This is a genomic window from Achromobacter sp. LC458 (assembly GCF_001005835.2).
Taxonomy (GTDB): Bacteria; Pseudomonadota; Gammaproteobacteria; order Burkholderiales; family Burkholderiaceae_B; genus Achromobacter; species Achromobacter spanius_B.
In genome coordinates this window covers 131858-150316 of the sequence record NZ_LBHW02000002.1, presented here as the reverse complement: position 1 = coordinate 150316, position 18459 = coordinate 131858, and the positions used below count along the sequence as shown (strand labels likewise).

Annotated in this window: 17 protein-coding genes, 1 pseudogene and 1 riboswitch; of the genes and pseudogenes, 8 read left to right on the top strand and 10 right to left on the bottom strand. The window is 65.3% G+C overall.

The window, feature by feature from the left end:
• Nucleotides 1-2 precede the first annotated feature (2 nt).
• On the bottom strand, nucleotides 3-1829 hold the full coding sequence (gene ilvB / locus YH64_RS02885; RefSeq protein WP_143215227.1) for a biosynthetic-type acetolactate synthase large subunit: 1827 nt from the start codon (nucleotides 1827-1829) through the stop codon (nucleotides 3-5).
• 93 nt (nucleotides 1830-1922) lie between these two features.
• Between ilvB and YH64_RS02880 the strand changes: the two genes are divergently transcribed.
• The gene (locus YH64_RS02880) at nucleotides 1923-2393 is read left to right on the top strand and encodes an Lrp/AsnC family transcriptional regulator (protein ID WP_046803995.1); all 471 of its coding nucleotides are present in this window, start codon (nucleotides 1923-1925) and stop codon (nucleotides 2391-2393) included.
• 8 nt (nucleotides 2394-2401) lie between these two features.
• Here the strand turns inward: YH64_RS02880 and YH64_RS02875 are convergent, their stop codons facing one another.
• Entirely contained in the window at nucleotides 2402-3322 is a 921-nt protein-coding gene (locus YH64_RS02875) for a bestrophin family protein (RefSeq protein WP_046803996.1), read from the bottom strand.
• A gap of 116 nt (nucleotides 3323-3438) precedes the next feature.
• Between YH64_RS02875 and YH64_RS02870 the strand changes: the two are divergent.
• The 3 genes and pseudogenes from YH64_RS02870 to YH64_RS02860 form a co-directional block, all read left to right on the top strand.
• Nucleotides 3439-3945, top strand: a pseudogene (locus YH64_RS02870) (SET domain-containing protein); the annotation flags it as partial.
• Nucleotides 3946-4256: 311 nt separating this feature from the next.
• A riboswitch (FMN riboswitch) is annotated at nucleotides 4257-4411 on the top strand.
• A 112-nt stretch (nucleotides 4412-4523) separates the two neighbouring features.
• Entirely contained in the window at nucleotides 4524-5237 is a 714-nt protein-coding gene (gene ribB, locus YH64_RS02865; RefSeq protein ID WP_046803998.1) for a 3,4-dihydroxy-2-butanone-4-phosphate synthase, read from the top strand.
• 166 nt (nucleotides 5238-5403) lie between these two features.
• Nucleotides 5404-6054, top strand: a complete 651-nt coding sequence (locus YH64_RS02860; protein WP_046803999.1) for a TetR/AcrR family transcriptional regulator — start codon at nucleotides 5404-5406, stop codon at nucleotides 6052-6054.
• A gap of 79 nt (nucleotides 6055-6133) precedes the next feature.
• On the opposite strand, the gene YH64_RS02855 is transcribed toward YH64_RS02860, so the two are convergent.
• The 8 genes from YH64_RS02855 to YH64_RS02820 all read right to left on the bottom strand — a co-directional run bounded on the left by YH64_RS02855 (nucleotide 6134) and on the right by YH64_RS02820 (nucleotide 13263).
• Nucleotides 6134-6649, bottom strand: coding sequence for a nucleoside 2-deoxyribosyltransferase (locus YH64_RS02855; protein WP_046804000.1), 516 nt, complete (start codon nucleotides 6647-6649; stop codon nucleotides 6134-6136).
• Between the two features lie 5 nt (nucleotides 6650-6654).
• Nucleotides 6655-7224 carry a flavin reductase family protein gene (locus tag YH64_RS02850; protein WP_046804053.1) on the bottom strand — a complete coding sequence of 190 codons (570 nt, stop codon included), beginning with the start codon at nucleotides 7222-7224 and terminating at the stop codon, nucleotides 6655-6657.
• A 10-nt stretch (nucleotides 7225-7234) separates the two neighbouring features.
• Entirely contained in the window at nucleotides 7235-7693 is a 459-nt protein-coding gene (locus YH64_RS02845) for a nuclear transport factor 2 family protein (RefSeq protein WP_052945974.1), read from the bottom strand.
• A gap of 138 nt (nucleotides 7694-7831) precedes the next feature.
• Nucleotides 7832-8443, bottom strand: coding sequence for an NAD(P)-dependent oxidoreductase (locus YH64_RS02840; protein WP_046804001.1), 612 nt, complete (start codon nucleotides 8441-8443; stop codon nucleotides 7832-7834).
• A 193-nt stretch (nucleotides 8444-8636) separates the two neighbouring features.
• Complete coding sequence (panE, locus tag YH64_RS02835; protein ID WP_046804002.1) at nucleotides 8637-9569, bottom strand: 2-dehydropantoate 2-reductase; 933 nt, start codon at nucleotides 9567-9569, stop codon at nucleotides 8637-8639.
• 144 nt (nucleotides 9570-9713) lie between these two features.
• Nucleotides 9714-11291, bottom strand: a complete 1578-nt coding sequence (locus YH64_RS02830) for a type VI immunity family protein (protein WP_052945975.1) — start codon at nucleotides 11289-11291, stop codon at nucleotides 9714-9716.
• Nucleotides 11288-12151 carry a VRR-NUC domain-containing protein gene (locus YH64_RS02825; protein ID WP_255444098.1) on the bottom strand — a complete coding sequence of 288 codons (864 nt, stop codon included), beginning with the start codon at nucleotides 12149-12151 and terminating at the stop codon, nucleotides 11288-11290. The genes YH64_RS02830 and YH64_RS02825 overlap by 4 nt, the downstream gene beginning before the upstream one ends.
• Nucleotides 12152-12348: 197 nt before the next feature.
• Nucleotides 12349-13263: a DedA family protein/thiosulfate sulfurtransferase GlpE gene (locus tag YH64_RS02820; protein WP_046804004.1), complete on the bottom strand. Its 915-nt coding sequence runs from the start codon at nucleotides 13261-13263 to the stop codon at nucleotides 12349-12351.
• A gap of 503 nt (nucleotides 13264-13766) precedes the next feature.
• Between YH64_RS02820 and YH64_RS02815 the strand changes: the two genes are divergently transcribed.
• The 4 genes from YH64_RS02815 to YH64_RS02800 are packed head-to-tail and all read left to right on the top strand — an operon-like array spanning nucleotide 13767 to nucleotide 18420.
• Complete coding sequence (locus YH64_RS02815; RefSeq protein WP_082134413.1) at nucleotides 13767-14801, top strand: BMP family protein; 1035 nt, start codon at nucleotides 13767-13769, stop codon at nucleotides 14799-14801.
• On the top strand, nucleotides 14798-16327 hold the full coding sequence (locus YH64_RS02810; RefSeq protein ID WP_143215226.1) for an ABC transporter ATP-binding protein: 1530 nt from the start codon (nucleotides 14798-14800) through the stop codon (nucleotides 16325-16327). The genes YH64_RS02815 and YH64_RS02810 overlap by 4 nt, the downstream gene beginning before the upstream one ends.
• A gap of 58 nt (nucleotides 16328-16385) precedes the next feature.
• Nucleotides 16386-17459, top strand: coding sequence for an ABC transporter permease (locus YH64_RS02805; protein ID WP_046804006.1), 1074 nt, complete (start codon nucleotides 16386-16388; stop codon nucleotides 17457-17459).
• A 10-nt stretch (nucleotides 17460-17469) separates the two neighbouring features.
• The gene (locus YH64_RS02800) at nucleotides 17470-18420 is read left to right on the top strand and encodes an ABC transporter permease (RefSeq protein WP_046804007.1); all 951 of its coding nucleotides are present in this window, start codon (nucleotides 17470-17472) and stop codon (nucleotides 18418-18420) included.
• Nucleotides 18421-18459 lie beyond the last annotated feature (39 nt).

Genomic DNA, 18459 nt, shown 5'->3' with positions numbered 1-18459 from the left:
GATCAGGTCGTCTCGTCCTGGTACCAGACGCCTTCGGCCAGCATCATCTTCTGGTGGCCGTGGCCCGCCGGCATCATCGGAAAGCAGTTCTCTTGCGCGGTCACCGCCACGTCAAGAAAGTACGGCCCGTCATGCGCCAGGCATTCGGCCAGCGCGGCGTCCAGCTTGGCCGGATCATCCACGCGCGCCGCGCCCCAGCCGAACGCGCGCGCCAGCGCCACGAAGTCAGGCAGCGACGCGTTATAGCTGTGGCTGTAGCGGCCGCCGTGGATCAGTTCCTGCCATTGGCGCACCATGCCCATGTAGCCGTTGTTGCACAGCACGACCTTCACGGGCGTCTGGTGTTGCATGGCGGTGGACAGTTCCTGGATGTTCATCAGCACCGATGCATCGCCGCTGACGCACACGACGGTCTTGTCGGGATGCGCCACCTGCGCACCGATGGCGGCGGGCACGCCATAGCCCATCGTGCCGGCGCCGCCCGACGTCAACCAGCGGTTCGGCTTGTCGAAACGCAGGTATTGCGCGGCCCACATCTGGTGCTGGCCCACGTCGGTGGACACGATGGCGTCGCGATCGGCCAGCGCGGCGTTCAGGCTGGACATCAGGTGCTGCGGCAAGATGGCGTCGGCGGCAGGCGTGAAGCCCAGGCAGTCCTGCGCGCGCCAGGCCTCGATACGCTTGAACCACGGCGCCAGGCGCGCGGGCTCCAGCGGTGCGTCGCCCAGTTCGGCGCGCAGCGCGCGCACCAGCGGCAGGCAGTCGCCCACCAACGCCACGTCCACGCGCACCACCTTGTTGATGGAGGCCGGGTCGATGTCGATATGGATCTTGCGGGCGTGCGGGCAAAACTCGGACAGCTTGCCGGTGATGCGGTCGTCGAACCGGGCGCCGATGCACACGACCAGATCGGCGTTGTGCATGGCCAGGTTGGCTTCAACGGTGCCGTGCATGCCCAGCATGCCGACAAACCGCGGGTCGGATGCGGGGAAGGCGCCCAGGCCCATCAGCGTCAACGTGCACGGCGCGCCGGTGTGGCGCACCAGATCCGTGAAGGCCTGGCAGGCCTCGGGGCCGGCATTCACCAGGCCGCCACCGCCGTAGAAGATGGGACGCTTGGCCTGTGCGATCAACGCGGCGGCGCGGCGCACGGCCGACTGCGGCAACTTGGCCGCCAGCTTGCCCGACTGCCGGCGCGCTCGCAGCGCGGCCAGCTTTTGCTGCGACGGCAGGCCCGGCACATCGTCATCCGCATCGCGCGGGACGGCCAGCTGCACGTCTTTCGGAAAGTCCACCAGCACCGGGCCGGGCCGGCCCTGGCGGGTCAGTTCAAATGCGCGCCCCACCACGTTGGCCACGTCGTCCACGGCGCGGATCTGGGTATTCCACTTGGTGACGGAACGCGAAATGCCAATGGCATCGCATTCCTGAAAGGCGTCGGTGCCGATCGCGGCGGTAGCGACCTGGCCGCTGATGCACAGCACCGGAATCGAATCGCACATCGCGTCCAGCAGGCCGGAGGTGGTGTTGGCCATGCCGGGGCCAGAGGTCACGAACACCACGCCCGTGCGGCCGGTGCTGCGGGCATAGCCCTCGGCGGCGTGCACGGCGGCCTGCTCGTGGCGCACCAGCACGTGGCGCAGGCGCGGCTCGGCGTACAAGGCGTCGTACAGCGGCAGGACCGCGCCCCCCGGGTAGCCGAACACGGTATCGACCCCGTTCGCAATCAGCGTATCGAGCAGAATCTTGGCCCCGTTGGCAGGAGGGGCTTCGGTGGCGGCTAGCGCGGCGGCGGCGGTGGGGTGCAGGCGATCGTTCATGCTATCTATCTTATTCGTAGGCGCGCAGAATTTTTATCTTCTTTTCCACGAATACGGGTTAGCCGGAGTAAATTCATCTTTGATTTGGAGGAATCAAAGAAAATGAACCTGGACAAGTTTGACCTCGCCATTTTGAAGGTGCTGCAAGAGAACGCGCGCGCCAGCTTGAATGAGATCGGCGCGGCGGTGGGGCTGTCGTCTACCCCGTGCTGGAATCGCATCAAGCGGATGGAGGGCGCCGGCGTCATCCGGGGCTACACCGTGGACATCGACCCGGCCAGCCTGGGCTTCATGGACACGGTCATCGTGCACGTGACGCTGGAAAGCCACAGTGAAGAAACCTTGTACGAGTTCGGCCGCGCGCTGGCGGCCATCCCCGAAGTGCTGGAAGCGTTTCTGGTGTCGGGCGATTACGACTATTACATCCGCATCGCCGTGCGCGACACGCGCGACTACGAACGGCTGCTGCGCGAGCAGCTGTACCGCATCCCCGGCATCCGCCACAGCAAGTCCTGCTTTGTGCTGCGTCGGCTGAAGGAGACCATGCTGCCGCTGACCGGCCCGGTGGCCTGAAGCGGCGCTCAGCGCAGGATGTAGTCCTGCGGCACGGCCGGTTCCGGTAGCGGGCGCACGCCCAGGCCTTCCAGCAAATCGATCTCGATGACGCGGGCCAGCGCCGACAGGGGCAGGTCGTTTTCTTCCAGGCCGAAGGGGTCCTCAAGCTCGTCACCCAACGCGTCCAGCCCAAAGAAGGTGTAGGCAATGATGATGACCGCCACGGGCGTCAGATATTCCAGCGTGCCCACCAGGCCAAACGGCAGCAGCAGGCAGAACAGCCATGCCGTGCGATGCAGCAGCAAGGAATACGCGAACGGACAGGGCGTGAACTTGATGCGTTCGCAGGCGGCCTGGATGGCGGCGCACTGGGCCACGCGTTGGGTCAGGCCCTGGTAAAGAATGTCGCTGAGTTCGCCGCGCCGCAGGCAGCCGGCCAGATCGCGGTTGATGGCCATGAGCAGGGCGTCGGGCACGTTGCGGCAACCGGCCAGCGTGTCCAGTTCGTCTTGCTGCACCCAGGGGCGCACCGCATCGACCATGTCCTGCTCGCGCAGCCGCGCCGCCAGGCCATAACCGAAACCGATGCAGCGCCGCACCAGCCGTTCCTGGATCGGGTTGGCGGTGCTGGCGGCCAGCAGCACAGCGCTTTCGCGCGCCAGGCTGCGCGCCTGCACGATCAGGTCGCCCCATTGCTTGCGGGCTTCCCACCAACGGTCATAGCAGACGTTGTTGCGAAACCCCATGAACACCGACAGCGCCAGCCCGAACAGCGAAAACGGCACCGCCGTCAGGTGCGCGGGCGAGAACCACTGGCGGTGGTACATCCACACCACCACGCAGGACAACAGCGTGATGACGAGGATCCTGCTGAGAATGCGCGGGATGATGGAACCGCGCAACACAAAGAACAAACCCAACGCGGAAGGCCGCGGACGGACGATCATGATGAATATCAAGTAAAGACAAGGCGGCGCTCACTATACGCCTGTCATCCGTGTCACAAGCGCGTCGATATAATTCTGTTTCGTCTCATTCCCCCACCGTCTCGCCCCACGCCTCCATGACCACCGAAGCCACCCCGATCAAGCCCTGGCACGTCGTTCGCCGCTCGAAGTTGCATGGCAATGGCGTCTTCGCCGCCCGCAAGATCCCCGCGGGCACACGCATCATCGAGTACGGCGGCGCGCGCATCAGCGCCAAGGAAGCCGACCGGCGCCATCCGACCAACCCGGACGATCCGTTCCACACGTTCTTCTTCGCGCTCAGTTCCGGCCGCGTGATCGACGGTGGCGACCAAGGCAATGACGCGCGCTGGATCAACCATTCCTGTCAGCCCAATTGCGAAGCGCAGGAAGGCAAGCACGGCAAGCGCGTCTACATCGTGGCCTTGCAGGACATCCCGCGCGGCACCGAGCTGTCGTACGACTACGGGCTGGTGCTGGACGGCCGCATCACCAAGGCGCTGAAAGAAGGCTACCGCTGCCTGTGCGGCACCCCGCCGTGCCGAGGCACGATGCTGGCGCTGCCGAAGAAGAAGACGGATAAGAAGGCATCGAAGGAAGCGGCGGAAGCGGTGACGGAGAAGGCGGAGAAGGTGGCGGAGCCGCGGACGAAGGCCGCAGCGAAGAAGGCCGCACCGAAGAAGGCAGCACCGAAGGAGGCCGCGACGAAGAACGCAGCGACGAAGAAGGCTGCACCGAGAAAGGCTGCACCGAAGAAGGCAGCAACGAAGCGGGCAGCAACGAAAAAGGCCCCGACCCAGGCGGCCCCGGCCGACAAATCCGTCCCCTGAAACTCGGCGTACGCACCCCCGCCCCCCCTGTCCCACCATCCGCGCGGACAGGCGTACAATCGCCGATGTCGTTAACACGACATGCAGTACGTCTTCAGGGCGGGGTGCAATTCCCCACCGGCGGTATGCCATGCAATGTGGCGAGCCCGCGAGCGCCCGGCGTCCTTCACGGACATCGGGGTCAGCAGATCTGGTGAGATGCCAGAGCCGACGGTCATAGTCCGGATGAGAGAAGATGTGCCGGCACAACACCCGTCATCCAGGCGCACTTGCGCCTGGAACGTCGTATTGTGCTTGGCTGTCGATTAGCCCTGAAACGTTTTTCGCCCCCTTCATTTTGCGAGAGCGTTTCAATGTCCAACCTCAATACCCCGCAGTCCCTCCCCAGCCTGGCTTCGCAACCGTTCACCGCCCGTTTGCAGCGCGCGCTGCATCATTTGCGCCTGGGCCGTCCCGTCATCCTCATGGACGACTTCGATCGCGAGAACGAAGCTGACCTTATCGTCGCCGCCGACAAGCTGACCGTGCCCGTCATGGCGCAACTGATCCGCGACGGCAGCGGCATCGTCTGCCTGTGCCTGCCCGGCGAAACGCTGGACCGCCTGGAACTTCCGCCCATGGTCACGCGCAACCAAAGCCGCTTCGCCACCGCATTCACCGTGTCGATCGAGGCGCGCGACGGCGTCAGCACCGGCGTGTCCGCCGTGGACCGCGTCACCACCATCCGCGCGGCGATTTCGCCGACCGCGCAAAGCGAAGACATCGTGAGCCCCGGCCACGTCTTCCCGCTGCGCGCGCAGCCCGGTGGCGTGCTGACGCGACGCGGTCACACCGAAGGCTCGGTCGACCTGGCCGTGCTGGCCGGCCTGCGCCCGGCCGGCGTGCTGTGCGAACTGATGAACCCCGACGGCACCATGATGCGCGGCGCCTCGCTTGAACGCTACGCCGCCCAGCACGGCCTGGTCGCCCTGACCATCGCCGAACTGGCCGACCACCTGCAACAGCTGAAAGACGGCCAGACGCAGCCCGTGGACGACGAAGTGCTGGAAATGGCCGCCACGGTCTGACGTCGGGCATTGAGAAATGCGTGCGTGAAAAGGGCGTGGCGATCTGACACCATCGCGACTGAATTCGTCGATGGCATAATCCGCGCTTGCGGGTAAAAAATCAGATTGCCTGCCGTAAATTCCATGAGCCATTGCTCAGGTTTGATACTCGCCTTTCAACGCATCCATGACCGCCATTCCCCAGCCCCGAAAATCGCCGCGCCAGCTCCGTTCCCAGCACACCGTCGACACGATCCTGCAAGCGACGGCTCACGTGTTGGCCTCGCACGGCTACGCGGGCACCAACACCAATCTGATCGCTGAAACGGCGGGGGTCAGCGTCGGGTCGCTGTACCAGTACTTTCCGAACAAGAACGCGCTGATCGCGGCGCTGCACCAGCGCCATGACAACCAGATGCTGGATGTCATCGACGATGTGCTGAACAGCAATCCCGCCGCGACGCTGCAAGAGCGCGTGGCCGCCATCGTGCAGGCCATGCTGCACGCGCACCTGCTGGAACCCGCGCTGCACCGCGTGCTGGAACGGGAATTCCCCTTGTTCGACACGCCGCGCGAACACAGCATGGCCGACCAGGACATCCACCGCCGCATGCGGCATCTGCTGGAACTGCACCGGGCCGAGATCGCGCAGCAGGATCGCGATCTGGCGACCTATGTGGTGCTGCGCATCATGGAATCGCTGGTGCACGCGGCGGCGTTGGAGCCGCCCGCGGGCTTTTCCACCGAGCAGCTGGAAGAGGCCGTGGTGGATGCGGTGATGGGGTATCTGGGTACGCCGGTGGCGAAGAAGGCAACGCGCAAGAAGGCGGCGAAGTAAGTGGTGGCGAAGTAAGTGGTGGCGAAGGAAGCGGCGGCAACGTAAGCAGCGGCGAAGTCAGCGGCGGCGACTGGCGCTATTACCGGCTCCCGCCGGCGTCCTGCGCCATGCGGGCCAGGCAATCGGAAGCCTTGCCCACCACGATGCGCGCACTGCACGCCAGCATCAGGTTCAGATTCAAGCCGAAGTCTTCTACCGTGTAGCCATCGGCGTCGACCATGCGCGCGGCGCCGTCGTCGGCCGCCGCCCCCACCGCCACCTGATCGATCAGCGATCCCGCCTGGCTGGTATAGCCCCATACCGGCTTGCCGCAGGCGATGGCGTAGCCCACCTCGAAGGCCGTGCCCGAATCCGGCTCGGTACCCCGGAACGCATTCAAGTTGGCCATCACCATGTCGGCACGCCGGATCAACGCGACGTTCTCGCGATAGATCCACTGCGCCAGTGCCGCGCCCGACAGGTCTTGCGGCGCCGTATTGTCCAAGGGAAAAAGCCCCTCGAATCCGTACGTCGCGCACAAGGCCTTGAGCCGCTGGCCATGCGCCACGGCATCGGGCAGGAAGACGTCGAACCCCGCAAGATACACGCTGCGCATAGGGGCTACTCCGGTTCTGAAACGTTGAAGGGCTGGCCGGTGGTAAAGAACGAACCGCCCGCCACATAGTGAATCGAACGGCGCTCGTCTTGGGGGAAGTGCCAGCGGTTTTGCGAGAACACATCGGGCGCGGCCCACGCGGCCACGACTTCGCCGATGAACAGATCATAAGCCTGCTGGTTGTGCGGTTCGGGCACGACCTTGCATTCCAGCCAGCCCAGGCAGTCGCTGACCAGCGGCGCGCCGATCTTGCTGGCGGCAAACGTGGTCAGCCCGCAGTGTTCGAACTTGTCCACGCCCCGGCCCGTTTCCGAGCCCACCTTCAAGGTGGCCGCAGCCTGCGCGCGCGACGGTATGCACAGCGCGAATTCGCCCGATGCTTCGATGAGTTCGCGCGTGTAGGTGTTCTTGTCCACCACCACCAGCATCTTGGCCGGATTGAAATCCAGCGGCATCGCCCACGCGGCCGCCATCACGTTGCGCGATGCGCCATGGGCGCTGGTGACCAGCACGGTGGGGCCGTGGTTCAACAGCAGGTAGGACCGGGGCAACTCTACGGCTTCGATACGTGACATGGCGGCCTTGTTAGAACATGCCATTCTGATTGGCGGGGTTCTCGGGAATTTCCTGGCTGACGTCCCAGTGTTCGACGATCTTTCCTTTGTCGACCCGAAAGATGTCGACGATGGCCTGACCTCGATCTTCAGGCGAATCACGCCATTGATTGTGGATCACCACCAGATCGCCCTCGGCGATCACACGCTTGATGTCGACGATGGCTTGCGGATGCTGGCCGAAATAAGGCGGGAAGAAATCAACCATGGGGCTGACGCCATCACGCATGTAAGGGTTGTGCTGCACATAGTTGGGGCTGACGTACAGGCGCACAGCCTCATCGACGTCGCGGTCCTGGAACATCATGCGAAAAAACGCAACGACGATCTCCTTGTTCGACTGCGGCGCGGCCGCCAGCGCGGGCGCGCAGGCCAGGCTTTGGGACGCAAGCAGCACACAGGCGGCCAAGGATTTGCACTTCATACGCATACGGACAACTTCTGGATACGCCGGCTGGCGGCCTGCCAGTTTACAAACAAAAAGGCGGGTTCCGGCAGGCTTGCACAATAGAAAAAGGAGCCCTTGACGGGCTCCCAGGTACCTTGGCGGCAGGGGCCGGCGGCGGCTTCAGTAGCCCACCGTGTAGCGGCGGCGCGCATGCTGCGGGGTTTCGATTTCGTCGGCCAGCGCAATCGCGTAGTCCTCCATCGAAATCCAGCTCTTGCCTTCGTCATCGGCCAACAGGTGGTCTTCGCCCAGGCGGAACTGGCCGGTGCGCTCGCCCGGCTCAAACATTGCCGAGGGCGACAGGAACGTCCAGTTCAGCACCTTTTCCTGGCGCAGCGTGTCCAGGAACACGACGCCGGCGCGCGCCTCGGGTTTGTAGGCATCCGGAAATTCAGGGGTGTCGATCAGCAGCGTGCCGGGCGCCACCAGCAGGCTGCCCGCGCCGCCGACCACCAGCAGGCGCGGCACGCCCGCGTTCTTCACGGCGGCGATCAGGGGCTTGGCGTCGGTCGACACGAAGCGCGTGGCGCTGACCACGGCGTCGTGGCCGGCCAGCAGGGGGGTCAAGGTGGCGGGGTCGGTGGCGTCGCCCTGCTGGATGGTCAGGCCGGGCTGGGCGTTGACGTCGGCTGGGTTGCGGGCGATGCCCGTTACCTGGTGGCCGCGCTTGAGCAGTTCGTCCGCCACGCGCGAGCCCACACGGCCCGTGATTCCGATCAATGCGATTTTCATGGTCTTGCTCCTGGGAAAGGGGCGGGGCGGCAGGCGGTGCACGATGCGCCGCCTGTCGCCCCGAATCTGGCAATCCATACTATTCGGTCAATTCCGAACAACAAACCCATCAAAAGGGACGAGTTTTTTGCAATCCATGCATCAATGGATCATGAATCAATGGATCATGAACCCATAGACCCACCCGGACCAATCAACCGGCAGCGGCCGCGCGCTGCGCCTGATACACCTGCAAATGCGAATAGGCCACGCGCAGATAGGTCGCGTCCACGCCCAGCGTGTGGGCGCGATGCACCATGTCGCCCACAATGTGGTCCGCTTCCACCGGCAGGCCCTGGCGCAGGTCGCGGAACATGGACGCCGTCATGGGTTGCGTGCGGTCGCTGATCAAGTTCTGCACAAACGCATCGGCCTCCGGACGCACCGCATGGCCGGAAGCGGCGGCCACGGCCTGCGATTCTTGCAGCAGGCTTTTCAGGATATCGATGCCGTCGTCGGTGGACGCAATCTGGCCGATCGAGCCGCGCATCAGGCACGTGGCGGCGGCCAGCGTGGTCAGCATCACGTACTTTTCCCACATGTCCTGGTGGATGTCTTCGCTAAGGCGGCTGACATATTCACCGCCGGCCAGAGCCTGTTCCAGCGCCACGCAACGCTCGCTGCGCGCCGGGCCCGCGCGTTCGCCGAAGACGATATTCGCGTGCTTGCCCAGGTGCACCACTTCGCCGTCCGGGCCCAGCGTGGCGTTGATCTGGCACAGCCCGCCCAACACGCGATGCGGTTCAAATTCGCGGTCCAGCACGTCGTATTGCAGCACGCCGTTCATGATGGGCAGCACGGCGGTATCCGGACCGACAGCGGGGCGGATGGCGTCGATGGCGCTGGCCAGGTCGTACGCCTTGCAGCTGAGCACAACCACGTCATAGGTGCCTTGCAGCGTCCGCTGCGTGACCAGCTTCGGATGCAAGGTGGCATCACCGAGCGGGCTCTTGATGCGCAAGCCTTGTTCGCGCAAGCGCGCGGCGCGCGGTTCGCGCACCAGAAAGGTCACATCCGCGCCCGCCTGCGCAGCGCGCCCGCCGAAATATCCGCCCGTGCCGCCGGCACCCAAAAACAACAACCGCATTCGTCTCTCCTGTAGCCGCCCACCTGTATTGCGGGCTGAACTGGAATTATGCGCTTGGCAACAAGCCTCGCCCACCCCGGCGTGCATACAAACGAGCCCGCGCGGCCACAACGCGTCGCAGGGCCGATCATCAGCCTGGGCCGGTTATTTCATGAATGTCACCAGTACCCAGGTGACGTCCTGCCCATTGATCTGCGGGAAGATCGTCTGATGCATGAAGGTCTGGGGGCCCGTGGCAAATTCCTGGCACGTCCATGTGCCGGGGTAGGGGCAGGCCTGGCCCGACCGACCGTGCGCGGCGCCCGCGGGCGCGGCCACGGCTTCGTGCATCCACCGCCACGTTATTGGGCGCCCTTGGTACGCCGGCAAGGGCTCATGTTTGGCCACGACGCACCAGACGTCGGCCACTTCGTGCGCGCGCCACTGACCGGCGCGAGGGGCAAGCTGGCCCGTTTCGGCGCCGCGCGCCGGTTCAGGTTCAGGCGCCCGCTGGTCGATATCGCGTTGCCAGATGACGCGCCCGCGCGAGGTGTCCTGGGAGATGGGTGGCGCGACATCGTCGGCCTTGAAGTAGCGGCGTGACTGGTCTTGCGCCAGCGTGTACCACCAGCCCTCAGACGGAATCGTGCTGCCCGCGACGACGTGGGTGGGTACGGGATCGACCGCCGGCGCCCCTGGTTCATGACCACGAATGTCCGGCGTGGGCCAATCGCTGTCATCGTCGAACCGCGCCAGCCAACGCTGAGTGTCGCGACGGTTGAAGCGTTCGTTCGGGTCGCCGTCCCATTCGCCGAAGCCGACCAGATCCAGCTGCGGGTGGCGAATTCTGCGCAGCAGCCGGTTGAGCAAAACGGGAAGCGCGGGCACGCCGTCTTCCACCGGATAGAGCTCGGGTTGCGGCCCCAGCTCGATCCAATGACCGCCACTCAGGGCGTCGATACGGATACGCGGATCGGCAAGTTGCGCGATCACGTCTTCGCTGGAAAGAGACGCCTTATTGCGCCAGATGTCGGACAGGAAGAAGCCCCAGGTGGGTGGACGGATGCCGGAAGGCAGCTGCGGCGTGAGCGACATGCCGAATGGGTAATCGGTATCCAGGCCATAAAAATGTGGCGCCAACGCGCGATCCCATACCGCTGTTTCGGCACGCATGCCGAATTCCAGCGGGTTTCCCATTGAAAAGCCGCTGTAGACCTGGGCCGGCTTCAGGCGGCCGATTGCATCCAGCACGAACCGCCGCCACGCGTCCTTGTTGTCCAGCCACCATTGCCAGCGGTAATAAAACTGGATTGATGAATAGTTTTGTTCACGATCGCCCCGCAGATTGTGCCGCCACAGATACGCGGAATGGGTTGGCGAACTTTGGTAGTTCTTTTCGTCTGAGAACTTTACGACGAAAACATTTTCCAGAGGCTTTCGCCTCGCCCACTCGCGTATATCGCCAAGCCGCTTCGAGCCGTAGGGATGCGGGCGCTCGGAGTCGGGATGCGTGGCGACGGTGAACGGATGCCCAACCAGATTCTCGAATGCCTCCTTCACATCGATCATCGCGAGCGTTGTCTGAAGGTAATGCGTGGGCTCGTAGGTGAAGTAGAACGTCGAAAACAGGGTTGTCGATAATTCGAACGCGCCGTGGTCGACGGCGGTGTGAGGCCATTTTTTCAGGTCGGTGACCATGCCGAACAGATCGTCGTCGTCGATCAAAGGGTGACTGGTGCTCATCGTCCTCTCCTTGGCTTTCGATCGCTATCGCCTGCCTTCTCTGGCCGATAGCCGGTGCAATCCTCCGGCACCCGCAAGAGTGCAACTTTTTGGGGATCCCGGCCCATCAGTTCAAGGTAGTCGCTTATCTGCACATCCCTGACCCAGTCGTTCGGAAACTTGATCTCCACCGCCGCGAACACGTTGTCGACCTCAAACGGCTGCTGGCGGTATTCCACGATGACCAAATCCGGCGCCAGGCTGCCTTTCGGCCTTGGCCAGAAGGGGAAATATTCACTGATGCGCAGGGGTCGCGTCGCCGGGTCGCCCAGCATCGCCGCGCGCGACGCGGCGTTGTAGTTAGGTTCCGCTTTCAAAGGGCTTTGCCACGCCAGCAGGTCATCCACCGCTTCAAACACCAGCGACGCCGTGGTCTGCTTGAGCGCGATATCGATCGTGGTTTCGATGACCTCGCCCGGGATCTTCTTGCGTATCCGTCTGGGCACGATCAGCGGCGACTTCAGCGCCCACTGGCACACCATGCTGATCACCGGCCGGAATGGGATCTTGCGTTCGATGTACTGCCGGTACGTCACGTTTTCACGGCGGCCGCGCGACACCGTGACGTTGCCGCCAGTGCGCACGAACGTCGAGCTCTTGATGTCGATCTCTTTCTTCATGCCGCTGATGGCATCTTTAAGGATGGTCTGGACCTCTTTCTTGCGCTGGCCGATCTGCGCCAGCGTCTCGGCCGTTTCGATGGCGGTTTGCGCCGTTTCGTAGGCGGCGTAAGCACGATAGGCGCGATATCCCCAGATAAGCGCACCGACAACAGGGGCTGCCATGCAAGACCTCCTTGTCGACGGGAACCAGGCCGGCATGCAAGAGGCACGGCGTCCTGGACCTCAACCCGAAGCCAAGATCTTGCGCAATAGACGCGGGGCAGGTCTATAGGAGGAGTCTGATAGCGCATATCAGGGGGAGCCGAATTCCGACATGGCGCAAGACGGTTGGCCAGGGACCAGACCGGGCAACCGAGTGCCACGGGTCACCGGTCTCACGTGTCGCCCGCTTTCGATCAAGCCTCTTGATTGCGCTCCATCCACGCTTCGTAGCCGCCGCGCAGCGCCCACGTCTTGGGGTATCCCGCAGCGCGCAGGCGCGAGGCGAGCAGTGCGGCCGAGACCTCGTTCGGGCAGGCGCAATAGACCACGATGTCGGAATCCAGCGCCTGCGCGTCCAGCTTGGGCAGGGGCGCCTTCAGGTCCACGGCGATGGCGCCGGGAATGCGCGCGCCGTCGCCTTGCGCGTCGGGCCGCACGTCAAAGACCAGCGTGTTGCGGCCGTCCTGGCGCCATTGCATCAGCTCGTCGACCGACACGCGCGGGATGACGCGCAGGCTGCGCAGCAGGATCTTGCGGCGCAAAAAGCGCGCCAGTATGTACAGCGCCAGCACCGCCGCCAGCACACCCAAGCCCATCGGGCCGTAGGTGCCCAGCACATCCAGCACGTCGTTGATGACGCTGTGGAACAGCCCGCCCAGCAGCAGCGCGGAACCCGCCCAGATCATCGCGCCGACCAGGTCGTAGACCAGGAAGCGCCGATACGCCGTGCCGGTCAGCCCGGCCATGACGGTGGACAGCGCGCCCGCGCCGGGCAGGAACTTGCACACCAGCAAGGCGCGCACGCCAATGCGCAGGTACAGGCGCTGCGTCTGGCGTATGCAGGAATCCTGCGACAAGGACATCTTGCAAACCACGCCCAACAGCCGCGCGCCATATCGGCGGCCGGCCACATACCAAAGCGTGTCGGCCAACAGGCAGGCAACGGTCGCGGCCAGCCACGGCGCGAGCCAACCCGCCGCGCCGCCCAACGCACCGGCAGCGATCAACATGGGATAGGCGGGCACGGGCAGGCCCGCCTGTTCGACCAGGACGTTGGCGAACACCAGCCACCCGCCGTATTGCTCGAGCAGCAATTGAATGTCTTGCATGGATCTTCCAGCTTGCCGCGCCACGCACGGCCGAAGCGGCGATTTTAATGGGCCTGCCGCCCGCGCGGCGCTTGGCGAACGCGCCCGCGCACCAAAACGCGGTTTTCCACGCGCCGTGTCCATCCCTTGGGACGGCAGGCACCAAATTGGTGCCACGTTTCCCTGCCAGGGTGCCTATAATTCCGCCCGGCCATCAGGTTTCCCCGACTAGTGCAGGGCAAGCGCATGGCATACAACTTGCTTCGCCAGGACTGGCAGCGAACCCGACCATGTGGGTGGGACGCGCCTTCCGGCGTCCCCATCCGATGACCGATCCCACGCCCACGTTTTCGTCCGATTGCCCCGGCTTGTCCGCCGGTGGCCGGGACCGTGGCACGTTGGACCGCGATTCCGCGCGACACCCGCATTGCCGGCCGTGCGCGGCGCTGTCCGGCACACACCGTGCCGCCGCCGCATCGCTGCCATCCCATCACGTTTCCATCCCCCGCGAAGGAGTCACCCGCATGAAATCCCTGTCCCCCTCGTCCGCAGGCGGCATTGCCCGCCGTGGCCTGCTCAAGCTGGCCGCGGCCGCCGCCACCGGCGTGCTGCTGTTCTCGGGCGCGGCGCAAGCCCAAGCCCCCGCCAAGACCAAGGTTGCCGCCATCTACACGGTACCGGTCGAGCAGCAATGGGTGTCGCGCATCCACAAGGCGCTGACCGCCGCGCGCGACCGTGGCGAGATCGACTACACCTTCTCGGAAAACGTCACCAACGCCGACTACGAGCGCGTGATGCGCCAGTACGCCGAGCAGGGCAACAAGCTGGTCGTCGGTGAAGCCTTCGCCGTGGAAGCCGCCGCGCGCAAGGTGGCCAAGGACTATCCGCAGACCGCCTTCCTGATGGGCTCGTCGGGCAAGCCGCAGCAGCCCAACTTCTCGGTGTTCGACAACTACATCCAGGAACCCGCGTACCTGACCGGCATGATCGCCGGCGGCATGAGCCAGACCGGCAAGATCGGCCTGGTGGGCGGCTACCCCATCCCCGAAGTGAACCGCCTGATGCAAGCCTTCATTGAAGGCGCCAAGGAAGTGAACCCGAAGGCCGAATTCACCGTGACCTTCATCGGTTCGTGGTTCGATCCCCCGAAGGCCAAGGAAGCCGCCTTCGCCATGATCGACAAGGGCGCGGACGTGCTGTACGCCGAGCGTTTCGGCGTGTCGGATGCCGCCAAGGAACGCGGCAAGCTGGCTATCGGCAACGTGATCGACACGCAGCCGCAGTACCCCGAGACCGTCGTGGCATCCGCGTTGTGGAGCATGGAACCGACCATCGACGAAGCCCTCAAGCAGGTCAAGGCCGGCACGTTCAAGGCTGAAGACTACGGCCAGTACTCGTTGATGAAGCACAAGGGCTCGTCTCTCGCGCCGCTGGGCACCTTCGAAAAGAAGATCCCCGCCGATCTCGTCGCCAAGGTCGACGCCAAGCAGAAGGCCATCCTGGATGGCAGCTTCGCCGTCAAGGTCAACGACAAAGAACCCAAGTCCTCGGCACGATGAACCAAGCGCCTCTCGCCCTGCAACTGACAGGGATCACCAAACGGTTCGGCAGCCTGACGGCCAACGACGATATCTCGCTGACGCTACGGCAGGGCGAGGTCTTGGCCTTGCTGGGCGAGAACGGCGCCGGCAAATCGACGCTGGTGTCGATTCTGTTCGGCCACTATGTGGCCGATGCCGGCAGCATTGACGTGTTCGGCAAGCCCCTGCCGCCCGGCCGGCCCGACGCCGCGCTGGCGGCGGGCGTGGGCATGGTGCATCAGCACTTCACCCTGGCCGACAACCTGACCGTGTTGGACAACATCATGGTCGGCACGGAATCGCTGTGGAAGCTGGCCTCGGGCCGCGCCAAGGCACGCCGCCGCCTGGTTGAACTGGGCCAGCGCTTCGGCCTGGGCGTGGACCCGGACGCGCGCGTGGGCGGCTTGTCCGTCGGCGAAAAACAGCGCGTTGAAATCCTGAAGGCGCTGTATCGCGGCGCGCGCGTGCTGATCCTGGATGAGCCCACCGCGGTGCTCACGCCGCAAGAAGTACAGGATCTGTTCGCCACCTTGCGCGGCTTTGTCGACGACGGCCTGGCCGTCATCTTCATTTCGCACAAGCTGGACGAAGTGATGGCCGTATCGCGCCGCGTGGCCGTGCTGCGCCAGGGCAAGCTGGTGGCCGAACGCGACACCGCCGGCACCAGCCCCGCCGAGCTTGCGGAACTGATGGTGGGCCGCAAGGTCGTCATGCCGCGCGCCGAGGCGGTGGCCGCCGCCGAACAGGCCGCGCCGGTCGTGACCTTGTCGCAAGTGACCGTGCGCGACGGCCGCGATGGCGCGCCGCGCCTGGACAGCCTGGACCTGACCGTCCACAAACATGAAATCGTGGCGATCGCGGGCGTGGCCGGCAACGGCCAGCAGGCGCTGGTATCGGTGCTGACCGGCCTGCGCCACCCCAGCGACGGCACCATCCGGCTGGGCGCGGAACACGCGCCCGCGCCCACCACGCCCGCCGGCTGGACCGCTGCCCGCGTCGGCCGCATCCCCGAAGACCGCCACGGCGAAGGCATGATCGGCGACAGCCCGCTTTGGGAAAACGCCATCGTTGAAGACCTCAAAGACAAGCGCTTCGCGCGCTACGGTTTGATCCGCGCACGCGCCGGCCGCGCCTACGCCGCGTCACTGGCCAAGCAGTTCGATGTGCGCGCGGCCTCGCTGGATGTGCGCACGCGCAGCCTGTCGGGCGGCAATATGCAAAAGCTGATCCTGGGCCGCACGCTGGCGCGCGAACCGCGCTTCATCGTGGCCGACCAGCCCACCTGGGGCCTGGACATCGGCGCCGTGGCCTATGTGCGCGAGCAGCTGCTGGCCGCCCGCGCGCGCGGCGCCGGCGTGCTGCTGGTGTCCGAAGACCTGGAAGAAATCTTTGCGCTGGCCGACCGCATCGCCGTGCTGTGCGGCGGCAAGCTGGTGGCCGTCAAACCGGTGGCCGAATGGACGCCCGCCACCGTCGGCCTGGCCATGACGGGAACGCGCGCGTGACGACTCATACCGTCGCGCGCCGCGCCCGCCGCGCCCCCCTTTACCGAGCCTTACTCGCATGAAACTGATCCTGGAACGCCGCCCCGAGCCCAGCCGCCTGGCGCTGGCCTTGGCCCCCATCGCGGCCATCCTCTTCACCCTGGCGGTCTGCACTTTGCTGGTCGCCTGGGCCGGCGCGCCCGTGGGCCGCACCTACGCGCTGCTGTTCGAAGGCGCGTTCGGCTCGCGCTTCGCGCTGTCTGAAACGCTGACCCGCGCCACGCCCTTGATGCTGACGGGCCTGGCCTGTGCCGTGGCGTTTCGCGCGCGCTTCTACAACATCGGCGCCGAAGGCCAGCTGTACCTGGGCGCGCTGGCGGCGGTGGCCATCGGCGGGCTGCACGACGGCACGGGGTTCGACCTGCCCGTGCCCGTGCTGTTCGGCGGCATGATGCTGGCGGCCGCGCTGGCCGGCGCCTTGCTGCTGCTGATTCCCGCGCTGCTCAAGACCCGCCTGGGCGTGGACGAAGTGGTAACCACCTTGCTGGGCAACTTCATCGTGCTGCTGTTCGTGTCCATGATGCTGGACGGCCCCATGAAGGACCCGATGGCGATGGGCTGGCCGCAGTCCGTGGCGCTTAACGGCGACCTGGAATTGGGCAAGCTGATCGAGCGCACGCGCGCCCACACCGGGCTGCTGTGGGCCGCGGGCCTGGCGCTGGGCTTGTGGCTGTTGAATCGCTACACGGTGTTCGGCTTCCAGATGCGCGCCGTGGGCGCCAACGCGCACGCCTCGCGTTTCCTGGGCCTGCCGGTCAACCGCGTGATGCTGGGCACCGCGATGTTGTCCGGCGCCCTGGCCGGCCTGGCGGGCGCCATCGAAGTGGCGGGCCGCACCGGCTACGTCACGCTGGATATGTCGCCGGGCTATGGCTACACCGGCGTGGTCGTCGCCATGCTGGCCGGGCTGCATCCGCTGGGCGTGATCCTTGCCAGCATCTTTGTCGCCGGCATGCTGGTCGGCGCGGACAGCATGAGCCGCGCCATCGCGGTGCCGAACTACATCGCCGACGTCATCGTCGCCACCTCGTTGCTTGCCATGCTGGTCGCGACGCTATTTGCGCAGTACCGCCTGCGCCGCAACCGGGCTTGAGGAGCACGCCATGGAATGGATGGATCTGTTGAGTTCCTCGGCCTTCTGGGTCGCCGTGCTGCGTCTGGCGACGCCGTTGATTCTGGGCACCTTGGGCGTGCTGCTGTGCGAGCGCGCGGGGGTGTTGAATCTGGGCATCGAAGGCATCATGGCCGCCGGGGCATTTACCGGCTGGCTGGTCGTGTACCTGGGCGCGCCGCTGTATGTGGGCGTGTTGGCGGCGGCCTTTGCCGGTGCCGTGTTCGGTTTGCTGCATGCCGTGCTGACGGTGCCGCTGGGGCTGTCGCAACACGTGTCGGGATTGGGCGTGACGCTGCTTGCCACCAGCCTGTCGTACTTTGCTTACCGGGTGACGTTTCCCAGCGTGAACACGCCGCCCACGATCACGCCGTTTGCCGAGATGAAATTCCTGGACGGCATTCCGCTGATCGGCCCGGTGCTGGCGGGGCAGACGCCCATGACACTGATCGCGCTGGCCGCCGTGCCCATTCTTGCCTGGGTGCTGAACCGCACCCCGGTCGGGTTGGCGATCCGCATGGTGGGCGAAAACCCCGCCGCCGCCGAAGGGCAGGGCCTGTCCGTCACGCGACTGCGCATCGGCGCGATTGTGGCCGGGTCGGCACTGATGGGCGTGGCCGGTAGCTTCCTGACGCTGGCGGCGTTCAACGCGTTCTTTTTCAACATGGTCAACGGCCGCGGCTGGGTGTGCGTGGCGCTGGTGGTGTTTGCATCGTGGCGGCCCGGCAAGGCGCTGCTGGGCGCGTTGATCTTCGCCTTCTTCGACGCGCTGCAACTGCGCCTGCAACAAGGCGGCGCGGCCTTGCCCGGCCTGCCCGAGCTACCGTATCAGGTGTACCTGATGCTGCCCTACATCCTGTCCATCCTCGCCCTGGTAGTCATGGCGCGCCGCGCCGCCTACCCCCAAGCGCTGATGAAGCCGTACCGCAAAGGCGAACGCTAGCGGGGACCCAGCCCCGAAGCGCTGCGCGCTTCCCCCTCA

What these genes read in the sequence shown, in the direction of transcription:
- YH64_RS02855 (WP_046804000.1), bottom strand. Translation starts at nt 6,649, where the DNA reads ATGCGCAGCGTGTATCTTGCGGGGTTCGACGTCTTCCTGCCCGATGCC.
- YH64_RS02830 (WP_052945975.1), bottom strand. Translation starts at nt 11,291, where the DNA reads ATGAGCACCAGTCACCCTTTGATCGACGACGACGATCTGTTCGGCATG.
- YH64_RS02825 (WP_255444098.1), bottom strand. Translation starts at nt 12,151, where the DNA reads ATGCCGGCCTGGTTCCCGTCGACAAGGAGGTCTTGCATGGCAGCCCCT.
- YH64_RS02880 (WP_046803995.1), top strand. Translation starts at nt 1,923, where the DNA reads ATGAACCTGGACAAGTTTGACCTCGCCATTTTGAAGGTGCTGCAAGAG.
- ribB (WP_046803998.1), top strand. Translation starts at nt 4,524, where the DNA reads ATGTCCAACCTCAATACCCCGCAGTCCCTCCCCAGCCTGGCTTCGCAA.
- YH64_RS02850 (WP_046804053.1), bottom strand. Translation starts at nt 7,224, where the DNA reads ATGTCACGTATCGAAGCCGTAGAGTTGCCCCGGTCCTACCTGCTGTTG.
- YH64_RS02840 (WP_046804001.1), bottom strand. Translation starts at nt 8,443, where the DNA reads ATGAAAATCGCATTGATCGGAATCACGGGCCGTGTGGGCTCGCGCGTG.
- YH64_RS02860 (WP_046803999.1), top strand. Translation starts at nt 5,404, where the DNA reads ATGACCGCCATTCCCCAGCCCCGAAAATCGCCGCGCCAGCTCCGTTCC.
- panE (WP_046804002.1), bottom strand. Translation starts at nt 9,569, where the DNA reads ATGCGGTTGTTGTTTTTGGGTGCCGGCGGCACGGGCGGATATTTCGGC.
- YH64_RS02810 (WP_143215226.1), top strand. Translation starts at nt 14,798, where the DNA reads ATGAACCAAGCGCCTCTCGCCCTGCAACTGACAGGGATCACCAAACGG.
- YH64_RS02845 (WP_052945974.1), bottom strand. Translation starts at nt 7,693, where the DNA reads ATGCGTATGAAGTGCAAATCCTTGGCCGCCTGTGTGCTGCTTGCGTCC.
- YH64_RS02820 (WP_046804004.1), bottom strand. Translation starts at nt 13,263, where the DNA reads ATGCAAGACATTCAATTGCTGCTCGAGCAATACGGCGGGTGGCTGGTG.
- YH64_RS02815 (WP_082134413.1), top strand. Translation starts at nt 13,767, where the DNA reads ATGAAATCCCTGTCCCCCTCGTCCGCAGGCGGCATTGCCCGCCGTGGC.
- YH64_RS02800 (WP_046804007.1), top strand. Translation starts at nt 17,470, where the DNA reads ATGGAATGGATGGATCTGTTGAGTTCCTCGGCCTTCTGGGTCGCCGTG.
- YH64_RS02875 (WP_046803996.1), bottom strand. Translation starts at nt 3,322, where the DNA reads ATGATCGTCCGTCCGCGGCCTTCCGCGTTGGGTTTGTTCTTTGTGTTG.
- YH64_RS02805 (WP_046804006.1), top strand. Translation starts at nt 16,386, where the DNA reads ATGAAACTGATCCTGGAACGCCGCCCCGAGCCCAGCCGCCTGGCGCTG.